General features: G+C 72.8%; 17 protein-coding genes. 2 read left to right on the plus strand and 15 right to left on the minus strand.

Features of this window, described 5'->3' with window-relative positions:
- Positions 1 to 126 precede the first annotated feature (126 nt).
- Genes SM577_RS26740 through SM577_RS26755 form a run of 4 tightly spaced genes read right to left on the minus strand, consistent with a single transcriptional unit; the run spans position 127 to position 3,356 of the window.
- The gene (locus tag SM577_RS26740; protein ID WP_474588262.1) at positions 127 to 312 is read right to left on the minus strand and encodes a VOC family protein; all 186 of its coding nucleotides are present in this window, start codon (positions 310 to 312) and stop codon (positions 127 to 129) included.
- A gap of 32 nt (positions 313 to 344) precedes the next feature.
- Positions 345 to 1,850: a tripartite tricarboxylate transporter permease gene (locus SM577_RS26745; protein WP_474588263.1), complete on the minus strand. Its 1,506-nt coding sequence runs from the start codon at positions 1,848 to 1,850 to the stop codon at positions 345 to 347.
- A gap of 20 nt (positions 1,851 to 1,870) precedes the next feature.
- Positions 1,871 to 2,332, minus strand: a complete 462-nt coding sequence (locus SM577_RS26750) for a tripartite tricarboxylate transporter TctB family protein (protein WP_302919736.1) — start codon at positions 2,330 to 2,332, stop codon at positions 1,871 to 1,873.
- A 1-nt stretch (position 2,333) separates the two neighbouring features.
- Entirely contained in the window at positions 2,334 to 3,356 is a 1,023-nt protein-coding gene (locus tag SM577_RS26755) for a tripartite tricarboxylate transporter substrate-binding protein (protein ID WP_302919737.1), read from the minus strand.
- A gap of 174 nt (positions 3,357 to 3,530) precedes the next feature.
- On the opposite strand from SM577_RS26755, the gene SM577_RS26760 reads away from it, so the two are divergent.
- Together SM577_RS26760 and SM577_RS26765 are read left to right on the plus strand one after the other, a co-directional pair.
- Positions 3,531 to 4,214 (plus strand): response regulator transcription factor, encoded by a 684-nt coding sequence (locus tag SM577_RS26760; protein ID WP_302919738.1) that lies wholly within the window; start codon positions 3,531 to 3,533, stop codon positions 4,212 to 4,214.
- A 6-nt stretch (positions 4,215 to 4,220) separates the two neighbouring features.
- A complete protein-coding gene (locus SM577_RS26765; protein ID WP_302919739.1) occupies positions 4,221 to 5,681 on the plus strand; it encodes a sensor histidine kinase in 1,461 nt (486 codons plus the stop codon).
- Positions 5,682 to 5,708: 27 nt separating this feature from the next.
- Here SM577_RS26765 and SM577_RS26770 read toward each other — a convergent pair whose 3' ends face one another.
- From SM577_RS26770 to SM577_RS26820, 11 genes are all read right to left on the minus strand, one after another.
- A complete protein-coding gene (locus SM577_RS26770) occupies positions 5,709 to 6,668 on the minus strand; it encodes a TAXI family TRAP transporter solute-binding subunit (RefSeq protein ID WP_474580926.1) in 960 nt (319 codons plus the stop codon).
- 62 nt (positions 6,669 to 6,730) lie between these two features.
- Positions 6,731 to 8,293: a family 10 glycosylhydrolase gene (locus tag SM577_RS26775; protein WP_302919741.1), complete on the minus strand. Its 1,563-nt coding sequence runs from the start codon at positions 8,291 to 8,293 to the stop codon at positions 6,731 to 6,733.
- 163 nt (positions 8,294 to 8,456) lie between these two features.
- On the minus strand, positions 8,457 to 8,681 hold the full coding sequence (locus SM577_RS26780; protein WP_474580928.1) for an OmpA family protein: 225 nt from the start codon (positions 8,679 to 8,681) through the stop codon (positions 8,457 to 8,459).
- Positions 8,682 to 8,736: 55 nt separating this feature from the next.
- Positions 8,737 to 9,747, minus strand: a complete 1,011-nt coding sequence (locus SM577_RS26785; RefSeq protein WP_474588264.1) for an acetylxylan esterase — start codon at positions 9,745 to 9,747, stop codon at positions 8,737 to 8,739.
- Between the two features lie 62 nt (positions 9,748 to 9,809).
- Positions 9,810 to 10,490, minus strand: a complete 681-nt coding sequence (locus tag SM577_RS26790) for an N-acetylmannosamine-6-phosphate 2-epimerase (protein ID WP_474588265.1) — start codon at positions 10,488 to 10,490, stop codon at positions 9,810 to 9,812.
- Positions 10,487 to 11,425, minus strand: a complete 939-nt coding sequence (locus tag SM577_RS26795; RefSeq protein WP_474580930.1) for an ROK family protein — start codon at positions 11,423 to 11,425, stop codon at positions 10,487 to 10,489. The genes SM577_RS26790 and SM577_RS26795 overlap by 4 nt, the downstream gene beginning before the upstream one ends.
- Before the next feature lie 2 nt (positions 11,426 to 11,427).
- Positions 11,428 to 12,366, minus strand: a complete 939-nt coding sequence (locus tag SM577_RS26800; protein WP_302919745.1) for a dihydrodipicolinate synthase family protein — start codon at positions 12,364 to 12,366, stop codon at positions 11,428 to 11,430.
- Positions 12,363 to 13,430: an oligopeptide/dipeptide ABC transporter ATP-binding protein gene (locus SM577_RS26805; protein ID WP_474588266.1), complete on the minus strand. Its 1,068-nt coding sequence runs from the start codon at positions 13,428 to 13,430 to the stop codon at positions 12,363 to 12,365. Before SM577_RS26805 ends, SM577_RS26800 begins: the two co-directional genes overlap by 4 nt.
- On the minus strand, positions 13,427 to 15,385 hold the full coding sequence (locus SM577_RS26810) for a dipeptide/oligopeptide/nickel ABC transporter permease/ATP-binding protein (RefSeq protein WP_302919747.1): 1,959 nt from the start codon (positions 15,383 to 15,385) through the stop codon (positions 13,427 to 13,429). The genes SM577_RS26805 and SM577_RS26810 overlap by 4 nt, the downstream gene beginning before the upstream one ends.
- Entirely contained in the window at positions 15,385 to 16,341 is a 957-nt protein-coding gene (locus SM577_RS26815; RefSeq protein ID WP_302919748.1) for an ABC transporter permease, read from the minus strand. The genes SM577_RS26810 and SM577_RS26815 overlap by 1 nt, the downstream gene beginning before the upstream one ends.
- 103 nt (positions 16,342 to 16,444) lie before the next feature.
- Positions 16,445 to 18,070, minus strand: a complete 1,626-nt coding sequence (locus tag SM577_RS26820; RefSeq protein WP_474588267.1) for an ABC transporter substrate-binding protein — start codon at positions 18,068 to 18,070, stop codon at positions 16,445 to 16,447.
- Positions 18,071 to 18,199: the final 129 nt, after the last annotated feature.

The following is an 18,199-nucleotide window of genomic DNA, read 5'->3' on the forward strand; positions in this document are numbered from 1 at the left end:
GTGAGCATCGATCCGCTCGATGCTCGCGCGCCAGGCCGGACTGGTGGCCAGCACCGCGCGTCGAGCTCAGCCCGGCGAAGGCGCCGCCCGAAGGGCGGCGGTCGGGTGCGGATACACACCCGGTCGTCAGCGGGTGGCGGGCCGGCCCATCTCGGCGAGGACCCCGGCGCCCTGACCGAGTTCGATCAGGTAGCCGTCCGGGTCGCGCAGGTAGCGGCGGATCTCCACGCCGTGGTCCTTCGGCTCGGTCGGGAACTCCCCACCCCGCGAACCCCACAACTCGTCGACCGCCCGGGTTCGCGGTGCCGGCACACCTGTCGTCCGGCCGGTGCGGGTGGGTGCCGCTACTCGTCCTCGGCGAACACCACCTCGCGGCGCCGGCGGATCGCCGGCAGGACGGCGACGACGAGCGCCGCCACGGCCAGGGCCAGGAACACCGCGGAGATCGGCCGGGTCAGGAAGACCGACGCGTCGCCACGGGAGATGATCAGCGCCCGCCGCAGGTTCTCCTCGAGCAGCGGGCCGAGGACGAAGCCGAGCAGCAGCGGAGCCGGCTCGCAGCCGCACTTGATCAGGACGTAGCCCAGGATCCCGAAGAACACGATCGCGTAGACGTCGTACGCGTTGAAGCTCAGCGAGTAGGTGCCGATCGCGGCGAACAGAATGATCATCGGAAAGAGCACCTGGTACGGGATGCGCAGCATCCGCACCCAGACGCCGATCAGCGGCAGGTTCAACAGCACCAGCAGCACGTTGCCGATCCACATCGAGGCGATCAGGCCCCAGAACAGCGCCGGCTCGTCGCTGATGACGTTCGGGCCGGGGGTGATGCCGTGGACGATGAACGCGCCGACCATCAGCGCCATCACCGGGTGGGCGGGCAGGCCCAGGGTGAGCAGCGGGATGAACGACGTCTGGGCGGCGGCGTTGTTCGCCGACTCCGGGCCGGCGACGCCCTCGATCGCCCCGCGCCCGAACTCCTGCTGCCGCTTCGACACCCGCTTCTCGACCGCGTACGAGGTGAACGAGGCCAGCACGTGGCCACCGCCGGGCAGCACGCCGAGCGCCGAGCCCAGACCGGTGCCCCGCAGGATCGGGCCGACGATCCGCCGCCGGTCCTCGCGGGTCGGCCAGAGGTTCCTCACCCGGCTCACCACCGCCGTGCGGGTCTGCTCGTCCTCCAGGTTGCGCAGGATCTCGGCCACCCCGAACATGCCCACGGCGACCGACACGAAGTCGATGCCGCCGTAGAGTTCGCGCTGGTCGAACACGAACCGGGGCAGGCCGGTGTAGATGTCCTGGCCGACCATCCCGAGCAGCACGCCGAGCGCGATCATCGCCAACGCCTTGAGCGTGGAGCCGCGCGCCAGCGCGATCGACACGATCAGGCCGAACAGCACCAGCGAGAAGTAGTCGGCCGGCCCGAACTGCAACGCGACGCGGGCCAGCGGTGGGGCCGCGACCGCCAGCGCGACGGTGGCCAGGGTGCCCGCGACGAAGGAGCCGATCGCGGCGGCGGCCAGCGCCGGGCCGGCCCGGCCCTGCCGGGCCATCTCGTGGCCGTCCAGCGCGGTGACCGCGGCCGACGACTCACCGGGCAGGTTGATCAGGATGGCCGTGGTCGAGCCGCCGTACTGGGCGCCGTAGTAGATGCCGGCCAGCATGATCAGCGCCGTCACCGGCTCGAAGTTGAAGGTGATCGGCAGCAGCATCGCCACCGTCGCCGTCGGCCCGATGCCGGGCAGCACGCCGACCGCCGTCCCGAGCAGCACGCCCACGAAGCAGTAGAGGACGTTCTGGACCAGGAAGGCGGTCGAGAAGCCCAGTGCGAGGTTGTCGAGAAGGTCCATGCCTCAGTCCGGGTGGCACGTCAGAACGACAGCCACGGGCCCCACAGCGGGATCCGCAACTGGAGTCCGACGACGAAGATGAGCGTGCTGGCCACGGTCAGCCCGGCGGCCACGGCCAGCGCCGTGAGCCACCGCACCTGCCGGCTGGCCAGGGTGATGAGCAGGGCGGTCACCGCCGACGTCGGCACGAATCCGAGGCGCCGGACGCTGTAGCCGAAGAACACGACGGCGACCACGATGACGCCGACCGCCCGCCACGGCACCGCCCCGAACGAGAGCACCTCGCCGGCGACGAGACCCTTGCCGACGATCAGCAGGCCCAGGGCGGCCAGGATCACGCCGACCAGCAGCGGGAAGTAGCCGGGGCCCATCCGCAGTGGGGTGCCCAACTCGTAGTTGAGCGACCCCACCACGAACGCGCCACCGATCAGGACGAAGATTCCTCCGGCGAGGACGTCCGGAAAGGACCGTCGGCGTTCCACCTCAGGAGGCCTCGACCCCGGCGTCGGCGATGATCTTCGCCCAGGTGCCGAGCTGCTCCTCCAGGTGCGTCCGGTGCGCCTGCGGGGTCGCGTCCGCCGCCGCGACGGGCGCGGTGCCCAGCTTGGCCATCTGGTCGACCACCGCCGGGTCGGCCAGCGCCACCTTCAACGCCTCGGAGAGCTTGTCGACGACCTGCTGCGGGGTGTCGGCCGGGACGTAGAGGCCGTGCCAGACGCTGACCTGGAGCTGGGACAGCCCCGCCTCGGCCGTGGTGGGCAGGTCGGGCAGGCTCTTCACCCGCTCCGGGGTGGTGACCGCGTACGCCTTGATCTCGCCCGCGGTGATCTGGCCGCTGGTGTTGGTCGTCTGGTCGCACATGAAGTCGACCTGGCCGCCGACGAGGTCGGTCAGCGCGGGCCCGGTCCCCTTGTACGGGACCTCCTGGAGCTTGACACCGACGGCGTGCTGGAACAGCAGGCCGCACAGGTGCGACGCGGCGCCGACACCGGCGTTGGCCAGGGTGACCTTGCCGGCGTTGGCCTTCACGTGGTTCACCAGATCCGGCAGCGTCGCGGGCGGGAAGTCCTTGCGGGCGACGATCGTCATCGGCACCTCGGTGACCAGCCCGACCATCTCGAAGTCCTCGAGCGGCTGGTACCCCAGGTTCTTGTAGAGGGCGGGCGCCGTGGACATGCCGATGTGGTGCATGAGCACGGTGTAGCCGTCGGGCTCGGCCCGGGCGACCTCGCCGGCACCGACCGTGCCGCCCGCGCCCTCCACGTTCTGCACGACTATCTTGGCGCCCAGTTTCGCGGCCATCGGCTCGGCGATCATGCGGGTCACGGTGTCCGTGGGGCCACCGGCGCTGAACGGCACGACGAACGTGATGTTCTGCTCCGGGTAGTTCCCGGCGTCGCCTCCGCTGCCACCGCCGCCACCGTTGCCGGAGCAGGCGGCCAGGAACGAGAGGGCGCCGATCGCGGCGATCATCCGCGCCGCGGCCCGGTGCCTGGTCGTTGTCATCTCGGGGCCTCCTCGTCAGCGCACGCACACCCGTCGACGGATGCGCGGCCTCAGTCTCGGCGGGCGGGGACGCGGATGGTGTCAGAGAAATCCCAAGGAATGCGCGGGACGTCAGAGGAATCCCAAGAAATCGAGGGCTATCCGGAGCATGATCCGGGCGTACAATTCGCCGATATGCGGATCACCGTCATCGAGGATGACGACCGCGTGGCGCGGGGTCTGGTGACCGTCCTGGCCCAGGCGGGCTTCGAGGTCCACCGCATCGCCACCGCCGCGGAGGCCGTGCGGGCCGCGCCGTCCGATGTGGTCCTCGTCGACCTGGGCCTGCCCGACGGCGACGGCCTCGACGTGATCCGCAAGCTGCGGGACCGCCCGGAGACCGCGGTCATCGCCGTGACGGCACGGTCGGAGGAGCACGAGCGGGTCCGTGGCCTGCGCGCCGGCGCCGACGACTACATCGTGAAGCCGTTCGGCATTCCGGAGCTGCTGGCCCGGATCGACGCCGTCCTGCGGCGCACCCGGGCGGCGCGGGCCCTGAGCCACCCGGCCGAGCCGCTCGTCCTCGGCCCGATGCGGATCGGCGTCGGCACTCGCGAGGTCACCGTCGACGGCACGCCCGTGACGCTGACCCGCAAGGAGTTCGAGCTGCTCCTGCTGCTGGCCCGGCGGGCGCCGAACGTGGTGAGCCGCGACGTCATCCTCGACCAGATCTGGGGCGCGACCTGGGAGTCCTCCAGCCGCACCCTGGACACCCACATCGCGGCGCTGCGGCACAAGGTCGGGCCGGCCGTGGTCATCCGCACGGTCCACGGGGTCGGCTACCGGCTCCTGGCCGACCAGCCGGAGCTGATCGGCTGACGTGCCGTGCACCGTCGCCTGCTCGTCGTCCTGCTGCCGCTGGCCGTGCTCCTCGTCGCGGCGCTGGGGGTACCGCTCAGCGTCACCGTGGCCGAGCGGGAGATGCAGGAGACCTACGTCGACCGGCTGGGCGACGTCGGCCGGTTCGCGTCGCTGGCCGAGACCGCGCTGTCGACCGGACGCACCGAGGCGCTCCACCAGGAGTTGACGCGCTACCACCAGCTCTACGGCATCCCGGCCGCGCTGATCGACACCTCGGGCACCGTACTGCTGGGGCCGGCCGGCGCGTACCGGGAGGCGGCGCGGGCCGAGCCGGCGTTGCCCCGGATCGTGACCGCGGCGCTGGCCGGGGCGAGGTCCGAACCGTCCGGGGAGTGGGCGCCGTGGGACGACTCCGCCCTCGTGGTGGCGGAGCCCGTGGGCCGGGACAGCGAGGTCGTCGGCGCCGTCGTGACGATCTCCGACCTGTCCGAGACGCGCCGGCACATCCTCGTGCGCTGGGCCCGGCTCGCCGCGCTCGGCCTGCTGCCGTTGATCGCGCTGGTGGCCGTCGCCTGGCCGGTGTCGGCGTGGGTGCTGCGGCCGGTGCGGGAACTGGACGCGGCCAGCTCCCGGATCTCGCGGGGCGACTTCACCATCCGGGCCGACGCCGAGGCCGGCCCGGTCGAGCTACGGCGGCTGGCTGGGTCGTTCAACACCATGATGGACGCGGTCGAGAACGCCGTGCAGCGGCAGCGGGCGTTCGTGTCCGACGCGTCGCACCAGTTACGCAATCCGCTGACCAGCCTCCGGCTCGCGGTGGAGAGCCTGCGACCGCACCTGCGTCCCGACGGCGACGGGCACCAGCTGTTCGACGTCGCCGTCGACGAGCTGAAGGCGATGCAGCGGATGTTGAACTCACTGCAGGCCAGCGCCCGGATGGAGAGCATGCGGACGGCGTCGCCGGTCGACCTCGACGCGGTGCTGGCGACCCGGGTGGAGCGGTGGCGGGCGTTGACCGCGACGGCGGGGCAGACCCTGGTGGTCGACGTCCCACCGGGGTTGCGGTTGCTGGAGCCGCCGGGCGGGCTGGGCAGCGTCCTGGACGAGCTGATCAGCAACGCGTTACGGCTGTCGGGCTCGCGGCTGGTGGCGGTGAGCGCCCGGGTCGTCCCCGGTGCGGACGCCGGCGACGACGCCGCGGGCGTGGTCGCCATCGCCGTCCGTGACGACGGTCAGGGGATCGACGCCGCCGAGCGGGCCCAGGCGCTGCGGCGGTTCTGGCGGTCGCCGCGGCACCAGAACGTCTCCGGGACCGGCCTGGGGCTGGCGATCTGCGCCGACCTGGTCGGGGCGGCCGGGGGCGAGCTGCGCCTGGAAGACGGCCTGCCACGGCCGGACGGGTCCGGGCACGGGTTCGCCGCGGTGGTCGCGCTGCCGGTCGTCGCTCGGATGGCGCCCTCGGCCGACGCGCCGGCGCCGGCCTGAGGACTCCCCCGCCGGCCGGTCTCCGGGTCAGCGCTTGCGCTCGCGGAACCAGGCGGCCGCGCCGGGGTGCAGCGGGACCGACGCGGTGGAGATCCCGGTACGCACGTTGATCTGCCACGCCTCGGGAACGGCCTCGGCGTCGTCGCGGCCGGCGGAGGTGATCGTGCGGGTGTGCGTGAAGATCGTGTCGGTGATGGCGTAGATCAGGTCGGCGGGCAGGTCGTTGCGCGCGAGGAGCACGTTCGGCACCGCGACGGTGCGGGTGGCCGGCACGCCGGCGTAGGCCGTCGCGGGGATCCGGGCCGGCGCGTACGGGCCCGGGTAGGCGGTGAAGAGCGCGCCGGCCTGCGCGTCCAGCGGGATCAGCCGGATCGGGTGCCGCTGCGCCAGCTCCGTGATGGCGGGCGTCGGGACGCCGGTCAGGGAGAACATCGCGTCGATCTGGCCGGCACGCAGGGCCGCCGCCGACTCGGCCTGGCTGAGGTACCGGCCGTCGGCCCGCACCCGGCCGAGGTCGAGCACCCGCAGCGAGGTGAACTCGGTGCCGGAGTCGCGGGCGCCGAGGGATATCCGCCGGCCCGCGACGTCCCCGAACTCGTCGATCGCGGAGGCGGCCAGGACCACGAGGTGCAGGTGACTGTCGTAGAGCCGGCAGATCGCCGAGAGCCCCTCGGGGGCGCTGCCGTCGGTGGTGATCAGCGCGTCCAGGCTGGTCAGCCCGAGGTGCACGGTGCCGGCCCGGAGCATCCGGATGTTGTCGGTGGACGCCCCGCTCGGCACGGTCGTCACCGTGGCGCCCGGTACCTGCTGGGAGATGTGTTCGGCGATCGCGCCGCCGATGCGCCGGTACACCGCCCCCGCCGGTCCGGTGGCCAGCCGCAGGTGGACCGGGTCGACCTCGGGCTGTCGGGAGCAGCCGACGAGCAGCCCGCCGGCGGCCAGGAGCACCGCCCGCCGGCTGGACCGTACCGGCGACGTCAGCGCCATGCGCAGATGATACGGAGGGTCCCGCCCATCCGATATCTGGCGGATGGGCGGGACCCAATCGGCTACAGCTGGATGAGACGGGTCAGGTCCACCTTGGAGATCGCCCCGGCGCGGACCTGGGCGACCGCTACCGGTTGGCCGACGACGCCGTGGGGCAGGTCGACCTGCACCAGGTAGGTGCCGGGACGCAGGTGCACGAAGCCGAACCAGCCGTCACCGTCGGTGGGCCGGGTGATCGGCGCACCGCCGGTGGTCAGCGGCCGGAGGGTGACGGTGGCCTGGTCCAGCGGCGCGCCGGTGCGCAGCGCGACGCGGCCGGAGACGTGCCCCTCGTCGGGGGTCGCCTTCCACGGCATCACCGGCACCGCCGGCTTGTCGGCGAACGGGGCGTCCGGCCCCGTCGTCAACGCCTCGGCCAGCCGGTCCCGCTCGGCGTTCCGGACGGCCAGCGGCTGGTTGACCCCGGCGCGGGTGGGGTTGGCGTACGAGTAGCCGCTCCAGCCGGCGGCGGTGTTGCCCGCCGCCGTAGGGGCGAGCGCCGTGCGTACCTGCTCGACGCTGTCCGGGATGTCGTTGAGGTACAGGGCCGGGCCGATCACCGCCTGCCGGTCGCCCTGCCAGTCGGCGAGCACCTCGGTCCACTCGTCGTACATCTGCTTCTGGTCGGGCATCCAGTTGCGCTTGTAGTTCATGGCCACGACCGTGTCCATGATCCCCTCGGCCATCCAGCCCTTCCAGTCCTGCAGCACCTCGGCGTACGGCCGGGTCTTCTCCCAGCCGCCCATGGTCTGCGGCCCGTAGCTGTAGGTGATGCCGTCCATCGACAGGCGCGCCCGCGGATCCACCTCCCACATGCCGAGGTAGATCTTGCGGACCAGGTTGGTCATCTGGGCACGCCGCCAGTCCGAGAACTGCTGGTCCGAGGGCAGCGGCGTGTCGGTGCGGCCGGTGGCGGCGCGGAAGCGGGCCAGCGAGGTCTCGCTGTAGCCCCAGTCGCTGTGCGTGGTGGTGGAGTTGAAGTCGGGGTAGCGCACGTAGTCGAGGTTGATGCCGTCGACGTCGTACTCCCGCACGATGCTCTGGATCGCCGCGACGATGTAGTTGACCGCGGCCGGGTTGGCCGGGTCCATGTAGGCGTTGGCGCCCATGAGTTCCTGGCCGTCGTAGCGCTTGTTCAGCCAGCGGTCGGCGCCGGTGGCGGACCGGCCGTGCTTGTTGAAGACGTGCTCGGGCGAGGAGTGCGGGGTGGCCGAGTTCCACATCGTGTTGACGTTGACCCAGGCGTGCACCTCCATGCCCGCCGCGTGCCCCTGCGCGATCATCTCGTCGAGCGGGTCGTAGGGCAGCGGAGCGATCGCCGCGTCGGTGCGCGGGTAGAGCGCCCGGTTGCAGAAGCAGTCGTAGCGCCGGGCGATCTGGACGATCAGGGCGTTGGCGTTGATCTTCTTGGCGTCCTGCACGAGCTTGGTGACCTGCGCGGGGGTGTAGACACCCTCGTTGAACGCGTCGACCCAGTAGCTGCGCCACTGTTGGGTGGGTTCCGCCTCCGGGTCCGCCTTCGCGGCGGTGGCCATGCTGAGCGTCAGGACGATGGCGGTCAGGACGGCTAGTGCTCGTCTTGTCACTGGACCCTCCACGTGAGGGAGTGCGCTGAAGGATATCTGCAAAAAATTGCAGTAAATGTGAAGGTAAGCTACGACCCGCGCCAGGGCAAGGACTCGGATGTGCCGGCGCTGGCCGCGTCCGTTGTCGCGCCGACCGGTCCGGTCGACGAGCGCCGGCCCGCCGTCACCGGTCGAACCGGATCTCCACCCGCCGGTTCCTGGCCCGGCCGCCCGGGTTGTCCCTGCCGTCGACCGTGTTCGGCGCCACCGGCCGGGCCTCGCCGTAGCCCGCGGTCTCGATCTGGATCGGGGTGCCGGCCAGCATCCGCAGGATCTCCTGCCGGACCGCGGCGGCCCGCCGCCGGGACAGCGCCAGGTTGGCCGCGTCGCCCCCGACACGGTAGAACATCGCCACACACCATGATCTATCCCCTCGGGGTCGCGAACGCCTTGGCCCGCCCGGGTCAGGGCTGCCGGCGCTGCGCCCCGACGAGCCGGCGGTCCACGGGCTCCCGGCCGAACACCGTGCTGAGCCAGGCGAGTTGGGCGCGCTGGTGGTCGGCCTCGCCCCCCTCGTGGTCGTTGAACTCGTACACCCGCAGCTCCTTCTCGCCGCCGTAGCGGTGGTAGGCGGCGAAGCAGGTCGAGGGCGGGCAGACCTGGTCCAGCATCGCGACGGAGAAGAGCGCGGGCGCGCCCGCGCGGGGTGCGAGCACGGCGGCGTCGACGTAGGACAGCGTGCGGAACACCTGGTCGGCGCTGTCCCGGTGCAGCCTCAGGTATTCGGTGATCTCGCCGTACGGGCCGCGGCTGGCGACCCGCACGCCCCGCCGGATGTCGCAGAGGAAGGGCACGTCCGGCATGGCCGCCGCCACGCCGGGGTCCAGCGCGGCCACCGCCAGCGCGAGGCCACCGCCCTGGCTGACGCCGGTGACGGCGACCCGGCCGGGGTCGACGGCGGGATGCTCGCGCGCGGCGCGGGCGAACCGCACCGCGTCGGTGATCAGCCGGCGGTAGTAGAAGGTGTCCGGGTCGGTGACGCCGCGGGTGAGGAAGCCGGGCACGGTGCCCGCCGGACACGGGTGCGGGTCGGCGGTGCCGCCGGCCGCGGCGCTCCAGCCCTGACCGCGGCTGTCCATGATCAGGTGTGCGTAGCCCGCCGCGGCCCAGAACAGCTTCTCGTGCGGCAGGCCACGGCCCCGGCCGTAGCCGAGGTACTCGACCACGCCCGGCAGCGGCCGGTCGGCGTGCGCGGGCAGGTGCAGCCAGCCCCGCACGGGTTCGCCGCCGTATCCGGGCACGGTGACGTCGAAGGTGCGGACCTGGGTGAGTCCGGTGTCGACGGGCCGGTAGGCCGCCGGTCCGGGTTCGCCGGCGTCCAGCGTCCGCGCCCAGAAGGCGTCCAGGTCCGCGGGCACGTCCAGCTCGGGCCGGTACGCCCAGCAGTCGGCGAGGGTGAGGTCGGTCAAGGGCACCGTGTGGCCTCCGGTCAGCGGGATCGTCGGTTGTCGTCGTGGTGGGGTGGCGGGCCGGTCCGCTACCGGACCCCGGCCACGGCCGAGGCGAACCAGCCGGTGATGGTGGTCGGGTGGGTGATGGCGGTGCCCACCACCACCGCCCACGCGCCGGCCCGCAGCGCCTGCGCCGCCTGCTCCGGGTGGTGGATCCGGCCCTCGGCGACCACCGGCACGTCGATCGCGGTGGCGAGCCGCGCGACCAGGTCCAAATCGGGGCCGGGCTGCTTGCTGGTGTACGGCGTGTAGCCGGCCAGCGTGGTGCCGACCAGGTCGGCGCCCGCCCCGGCGGCGGCGATCCCTTCCTCCAGCGTGGAGCAGTCGGCCATCACCAGGGCGCCGGTCCGCTCCTTGACGGCGGCGACGGTCTCGTCGAGGGACCGACCGTCGGGCCGGGGCCGGGACGTGCCGTCGAGCGCGACGATGTGCGCGCCGGCCCGGGCGACGGCCAGCGCGTGGTCGAGCGTGGGTGTGATGAAGACGTCGTCGTCCCCGTCCTTCCAGAGCCCGATCAGGGGGAGGTCGACCGCGTCCCGGATGGCCGCGATGTCCGCCAGCCCCTGGGCGCGGATGCCGGCGGCGCCGCCCCGGGCGACGGCGAGCGCGACCCGGCGCATGGTGTCCGGGTCGCGCATCGGCTCACCGGGATACGCCTGGCACGACACGACCAGGCGGTGGCGGAGCTGTGCGATCAGCGGGTTCACGCCAGGGCCTCCCGGGCCAGCGAGGCGGCGCCGAGCAGCGGGGCGTCCGCGCCGAGGGCCGAGGCCAGCACGGGCACGTCGGCCAGGCTGGGCAACGTCTCCCGCCGTACCGCCTCCCGCAGTGCCTGCCACCAGGGCGCGCCGAGGCCGGTGACGCCGCCGCCGACCACGACGGCGTCGGGGTCGAGCAGGTTGACCAGCCCGCCGAGCGCCGAGCCGACAGCGGTCCCGCCCAGCGCGACGACCTCGCGGGCCGCCTCGTCGCCGGCCTCGGCGCGCGCGGCCACCGACCGCAGGTCGGCGACCGGCCGGCCGGTGCGCCGGGCGTACTCGGCGGCCAGGCCGGGCCCGGCGGCGATCGCCTCCAGGTGTCCCTGCCCGCCGCAGGTGCAGCGCAGCGATCCGGCGTACGGGGAGGGCTGGTGGCCGGCGTGGCCGGCCGCGGAGTGGGCGCCGGCGAGCACGGTGCCGCCGACGACGAACGAGGCGCCGACGCCGGTGCCGACGGCGAGGTAGAGCACCGTCTCACGCCCGGCCGCGATGCCGTGCCGGGCCTCGCCGAGGGCGTGGGCGTGCACGTCGTTGATGACCGTGACGGGCAGTCCTAGCCGCCGGCGCAGCGTGCCGCGCAGGTCGGTGCCGGCCCAGCCGGTCAGCACGTCGGTGGCCGAGCGGACCCGGCCGCTGCGGTGGTCGATCACCCCGGCGCTGCCGACGCCGAGGGCGCGGACGGGTGTCCCCGCCGCTCTCCCCCGCAGTTGCTCGACGAGGCCGGCGGCGGTGTCGAGCACGGCGGTGGCACCGGCCCGACCCGGGGTCGTGGCGGTGGCCCGGTCGAGGAGTTCACCGCGCCCGGTCACGAGCGCGGCCGTCGTCTTGGTGCCGCCGATGTCGAGCGCCGCGACCGCTCCGGCGGGATCGGTTGCCTCGGGCATGGTCAGAGCAGCCCCGCCAGTTCCAGCTGGGTCCGCACCCGGGCGGTCTCCGCGGCGTCGAGCGGGCGCAGCGGCAGGGACACCGCGTTGCTGGCGATGACACCGAGCAGGTTCAGCGCGGTCTTGAACGCGCCGACCCCCCGGGTCGCGCCCGCCGAGGTGGCCGGGTCGGCCGCCTCGACGATGCGGAACAGCCGGGTCAGCCGGTCCTGCTCCCGGCGGGCGGCCGCCCAGTCGCCGCCGGTGCAGGCCCGGTGCAGCCGTACGTAGCCGGCCGGGTCCACGTTGCCCAGTCCGGGCACCGAGCCGGCGGCCCCGGCCAGCATCATCGCGTCGACCACCACCTCGTGCCCGGTGAGCAGGCTGAAGCCGGTGCCGGGTGCGTGGTCGGCGATGGACAGCGCCAGTTGGCGGAAGGCGACGTCGTCGCCGCTGGAGTCCTTGACGCCGGCGAGGATCCCCTCCGCCGCCAGCCGGGTCAGCAGGCCGGTGGAGAGCTTGGTGTGCACGCAGACCGGGATGTCGTACGCGAGCAGGGGAAGCTCCACCCCGGCGGCGAGCGACCGGAAGTGCCGCTCGATCTCGTGCGGGCCGACGATGGCGTAGAAGGGGGCGGTCGCGACCAGCCCGTCGGCGCCCAGCCGGGTCGCCACCTCGGCCCGGTCGAGGACCCGGCGGGTGGTCGGCTCGATGCAGCCGGCGATGACGGGTACCGCACCGCCGACGGTCTTCACGATGACCTCGAGCGCCCGGTCCCGCTGCGGGTCGGTGAGGAAGACGGTCTCGCCGGAGCTGCCGAGGGCGAAGATGCCGTCGACGCCGGCGTCGAGCAGCCGCTCGACGAGCCGCTCCAGGGAGCTGACGTCGACCTCGCCCTCCTCGGTCAGGGGGGTCACGGTCGGCGGCACGACTCCGGCGAACCGCGGGGCTGGGCTGGTCACGCTGTCTCCTGGGCAGGTAGAGGGGCGGTGCGGCCGCTGGCCAGTTCGACCAGCTCGGCGTTGCTGGTCCCGGCCGGGACCGGGTGGTGGCACCGGAACTCGTGGACGGTGGCGCCGTCGGCGTCGGTGCGCTGCGCCGGCGGCATCTCGGTGGCGCACCGGTCGGTGGCCTTCCAGCAACGGGTCCGGAACGGGCATCCGCTGGGCGGTCGGGTGGCCGACGGGACCGGGCCGACCAGCGGGATGGGGTCGATGGGCGAGAGCAGCCCCGGCGTGGCCGACAGCAGGGCCCGGGTGTACGGGTGCCGGGCCCCGCCGGGTAGCAGGGCGGCCGGCGTCTGCTCCACGATCCGGCCGAGGTACATGGTGACGACGCGGTCGCTGATCCGCTTGACGGTCTGGATGTCGTGGGAGACCAGGACCATGGCCAGGCCGAGCCGGTCCTTGAGGTCCAGCAGCAGGTTGAGGATCTGGGCCCGTACCGAGACGTCGAGGGCGCTGGTGGGCTCGTCGGCGATGACCAGCCCCGGCTCCAGGGCCAGGGCGCGGGCGATGGACACCCGCTGGCGTTGCCCGCCGGAGAGCTGGCTCGGCAGGACGTCGGCGACCGAGCGGGGCAGGCCCACCAGGCCCATCAGCTCGGCGACCCGCGCCTCCCGCTGAGCCCGGGTGCCCCGGCGGTGCACGTCCAGCGGGTCGCGCAGGATGTCGCGGACCGCCATCCGGCGGTTCAGCGAGGTGGCCGGGTCCTGGAAGATCATCCCGACGCCGGCCCCGATGTGCTGGCGCCGTTCCGCCGCGCTCATCGACCACACGTCCCGGCCGGCGAAGGTGACCGTGCCGCTGGTCGGCCGCTGGAGCCCGACGAGCACCTTGGCCAGGGTGGACTTGCCGCAGCCGGACTCGCCGACGATGCCGACGGTCTCCCCCGCGTAGACGGTCAGGTCCGCCGCGGTGAGGGCGTACACCCGCTCGCGGCTGAACATCCCGCCGCCGCGGGTGCGGTGCACCACGTGGGTGTCGCGCAGCTCGACGATCGGCCGGGGTGCGGCTGTCGCGCTCATCGGGCCAGCTCCTTCTCGCTGACGGTGACGGCCGGGTGGTGGCAGGCGTACCCGTGGCTGTCGGTGCCCGCCAGGTGCGGGGCCGTGTCCTGGCAGACCCGGGTCGCGGCGGGACAGCGGTCGGCGAACCGGCAGCCGCGCGGGAAGTCGGCCGGCGACGGCACCACGCCGCGGATCTGGGTGAGCCGTTCCGCGCCGGCCTCCAGGGAGAGCACGGACCCGAGGAGCCCGCGGGCGTAGTGGTGCGCGGGCGCCTCGATCACGTCGGCGGTGACGCCGGTCTCGACGATCTGCCCGCCGTACATCACGACGACCCGGTCGGAGATGTCGCTGACCAGCGCGAGGTCGTGGCTGACCAGGATGAGGGCGAAGCCCAGCTGCTCGCGCAGCCGCAGCAGCAGCTCCATCACCTGCGCCTGGACGGTGACGTCGAGCGCGGTGGTCGGCTCGTCGGCGATGATCAGGCGCGGGTCCCGGGACAGCGCCATGGCGATCACCACGCGTTGCCGCTGCCCGCCGGAGAGCTCGTGCGGGTACGCCGCGAGGGTGCGCCGCGGGTCCAGGCCCACCAGCCGCATCAGTTCCTCGGCCGACCGGGTGCCGCCGCGACGGATCATCTGGGCGAGCTGCGTCCCGACCCGCAGCGCGGGGTTCAACGCGGAGAGGGCGTCCTGGTAGACCATGGCGATCTCGCGGCCCATCAGGGCGCGGCGCCGCTTCGCGGTCAGCGACAGCAGGTCCGTGCCCTGGAAGCGGATCTCCCCGCCTACCCGGGCGCCCTGCGGCAGCAGCCCCATGACGGCCAGCGACGTCAGCGACTTCCCAGAGCCCGACTCCCCCACCAGGCCGACGACCTCGCCGGGGCGGACGTCGAAGGAGATGCCGTCGACGATGTCGACGCCCCGGTGGCGCCCGTCGAAGCCGATCGAGAGGTTCCTGACCTCGAGGACGGGCTGGCCCTGCGGCAGCGGGCGGGCCCGTTCCCGCAGCCGCGACGCCGCCTCCCGGAGACCGGGCAGGCTCACCGCCTCGCCGGTGCCGGGCCGCGGCTGCTCCAGCGGGTCACCAGCCGAGGTGGTGGTGGCGCGGCGGGCCGCCGGGGCGGCCCAGGCGTCGGAGATCCCCTCGGAGAGCACGTTCAGGGCCAGCACGGTCACCAGGATCAGCAGGCCGGGGAAGAAGGTGGCCCACCAGCCGCCGATCTGCACCATCTCCTTGCCGAAGGCGATCACCGAGCCCCACGAGGACTCCGCCTCCTGCGGGGCCAGCCCACCGCCGATGAAGGAGAGCGACGCCTCGAAGACGATGGCGTCGGCGACCATGACGGTGACGAAGACGAGCACCGGGGCGGCGCAGTTGCGCAGGACGTGCCGCCAGAGGATGTGCGGCCGCCGGGCGCCGATGATCCGCTCGGCCGCCACGTAGTCCTCGCGGTACTGCGACAGGACGTTGGCCCGGACGATGCGGGCGACCGACGGGGTGAAGACGAAGCCGATCGCGATCACGAGGACCAGCAGGCTGTTCTTGCCGAACGAGATGATCAGCAGGGCGGAGAGCACGATGGCAGGGAAGGCCATGACCACGTCGAGGCAGCGCATGATGACCTCGTCGACGGCGGTCCGGCTGCTGCCCGCCAGCGCGCCGAGGATCCCGCCGACCAGCAGGGCGAGGCCGGCCGCGCCGGCGCCGACGATCAGCGACCGCCGGGTGCCGGCCACCAGGCGGGAGAAGACGTCCCGCCCGAGCTTGTCCAGGCCGAACCAGAAGTCGCCGTTCGGGCCGGTCAGCGCGGGGCCGAGGCCGGCCTGAGCGGGGTCGTGCCGGATCAGCAGCGGGGCGAAGAGGCCCACCAGGACGATGAGCAGGACGAAGCCGAGCGCGACACGGGCCGGTACGCCGAGCCGGGTGAAGGCGACGCCGGGGCGGGAGAGCCGGGCGGTGAGGGTGCGGCGCATCAGTGGCCTCCGCGCAGTCGAGGGTTGGCGAAGAGGTAGAGGATGTCGACCACCAGGTTCACCAGGACGAAGCCGAGCGCGATCGTCAGCACGGTGCCCTGGGCGAGGGCGGTGTCGTTCTGCTGCACCGCGCTCATGATCTGGGTGCCCATGCCGGGCAGCGAGAAGATGGCCTCGATGACGACCGTGCCGCCGATCAGGTAGCCGATCCGCAGGCCCAACGCGGTGAGCGGGTTGACCAGCGCGTTGCGCAGCACGTTGCGTCCGATCACCACCCGGGGCGGCAAGCCGGCGCCGATCGCCGTACGCACGTAGTCCCTGTCGAGTTCCTCCACCATCGAGGTGCGGACGATCCGGGCGAGCGAGCAGCCGACCGGCACGGCGAGCGCGAGGGCGGGCAGGGCGAGCGACTGCAGCCAGAGGCTGACCGAGTCGGCGGGGTTGACGTACCCACCGGTCGGCAGGATCGGGCGGCGGACCGCCAGCTCCTGGATGAGCAGCAGGGCCAGCCAGAACGACGGCGTGGCGATGCCGGCCATGGAGACGAACCGGATGACCTGGTCGGGCCAGCGGTCCCGGTAGAGCGCGGCGAGGATGCCGAGGGCCAGCGCGATGACCAGCGCGCCGAGCACACCGAGCGCGGTCAGCTGGATGGTCAGCGGCAGAGCGGTGGCGATCTTGTCGGCCACCGGCACCGACGGTGGGAAGGTCATGCCCAGGTCACCCCGGGCCAGGTCGCCCAGGAAGTGCAGGTAGCGCAGCGGCAGCGGGTCGTCGAGGCCGTTGGCGGCCTTGAACGCCTCGATCTGCGCGGGCGTCGCCTGGTCACCGAGGACGGAGAGCGCGGGGTCGATCGGCGAGAACTGCATGATCAGGAAGACGAAGAGCGTGATGCCGAGCACCAGCGGGATCAGCGTCAGCAGTCGTCGCGCGACCAGGCTCAGGACGGTCAGCATGGTTCTCTCTCTCGTGGCGGGGCGCCGGGGCGTCCCGCCCGGCCGATCGCGTGGGCCGGGCGGGACGCGGTGGGGCGGGGGTCCGGTGCCCCCGAGCGCAGGCTCAGCCGGTGCGGCTGGCGCCCAGGAAGTACAGGCCGGTGGTCGCCGCGCCCGAGAAGCCGGTGAGCTTGCCGGGGTCGTACGCGGTGACGACCTTGGTGTGCAGGATCGGGTAGAGCGGAACCTCGTCGGCCACCGTGTCCAGGGCCTGCTTCCACAGCGCCTTGCGGGCCGCCTCGTCGGAGGTCTGGGCCGCCCGGTCGAGCAGCGCGGCCATGGCCTTGCGGTCCGCGTCGCTCCAGCGGTAGCGCTTCCCCGGCCAGGTCTCGCCGTAGTAGAACCAGCGCATCAGCAGGTCGGTGTCGACGCCGAAGACGCTGGGGTCACCGGTGGCCATCAGCACCCGGAAGGTGTCCTTCGGGACGACGTCGCCGTAGATCGCCGCCGACGGCACGGTGTTCAGGCTGGCGTTGACGCCGATCTTCTTCCACTGCTCGACGACCAGCGGCGCGACGTCCTTCACGATGGAACTGTCGGTGGTGTCGAGCTGGATCGACAGGTTCGCCACGCCGGCCTCGGCGAGCAGGGCCCTGGCCTTGTCCGGGTTGTGGTCGTAGACGGTGGCGGCCTTCTGGTAGTCCTTGTTGCCCTCGTCGAGGTAGCTGGTCGCCGGGCTGCCGTAGCCGTTGAGCGCCGTCTTGATGACCGCGTCCTTGTCGATGGCGTAGTGCAGGGCCTGGCGCACCCGCTTGTCGTTGAACGGCGCCGCCTGCGTGTTGAACATGAGGAAGACCTGGTTGAAGGCCTGCTTCACGTCGACGGTGTACTTGCCCTTGAGCGAGTCGACGTTCAGGTACGGCACCGACTCGATGGCCTGGACCCGGCCACCCTGCAGGTCCGACACCCGGGCCGCGGCCTCGGTGGTGGTGTTCCAGGTCATCGCGTCCGCGGTGGCGGGACGAGGGCCGTTGTAGGTGTCGTTCTTGCTGAGCTTGATGCCGGACTCCTTGGACGCGCTGTCCATCTTGAAGGGTCCGGAGCCGATCGGCGCGGTGTCGAAGGCCTTCGCGGCGGCCGGGTCGCCGGTCTTCGCCTTGGGCACGATCTTGACGACCGAGATGCGCTCGGCGAAGAGCGCGAACGGGTACTTCAGCGTGAACTCGGCGGTGGTGGCGTCCTTCGCGGTGACCGCCTCGATGAACGGGATGAACCCCTGCATCAGCGGTGGGGCCGCGGGATCGGCCGGCTTCAGCACCCGGGTGAACGACCAGGCGACGTCCTCGGCGGTGACCGGGGAGCCGTCGGAGAACTTGGCACCGTCGCGCAGGGACACGGTGTACGTCAGCCCGTCCGCGCTGGCCACCGGGTCGGCCTTGGCCAGTGCCAGGTACGGCTCGCGGGTGATCGGGTCGAGGTCGACGAGACCTTCGAAGATGTGCTGGTTGACCGCCGTCGCGACGGCCGAGGAGGCGTTCGCCGGATCGAACCCGCTGGAGAGGGTGAACGCCAGCGTGGCCTCGATCGTCTTTCCGCCCTTGCCGCCCTCGACCGCGTTCGTCGAGGCGGGGCCGCCGCTGCAGGCCGCCAGCCCGAGCGCCAGGGTGGTCGCGGCAGCCGTCAGGGCCAGCGCGCGACCACGGCGCGCGGTGCCGAGGCGGCGCCCCGACGGCTTGTCGGTGGTGCTCACGTAGTTGCCTCCATAGGCTCTGCATGCGCTCCGCGTGGCCGCTCAGCGCTGCGGGGGTGTGAGGGTGGGGTATGGGTATGACGTCTGACGTCTGATGCCGTTAGGCTGAGCGTGACAGATCCGTGAAGG

The sequence above is a fragment of the Micromonospora desertarenae genome, from assembly GCF_056150265.1.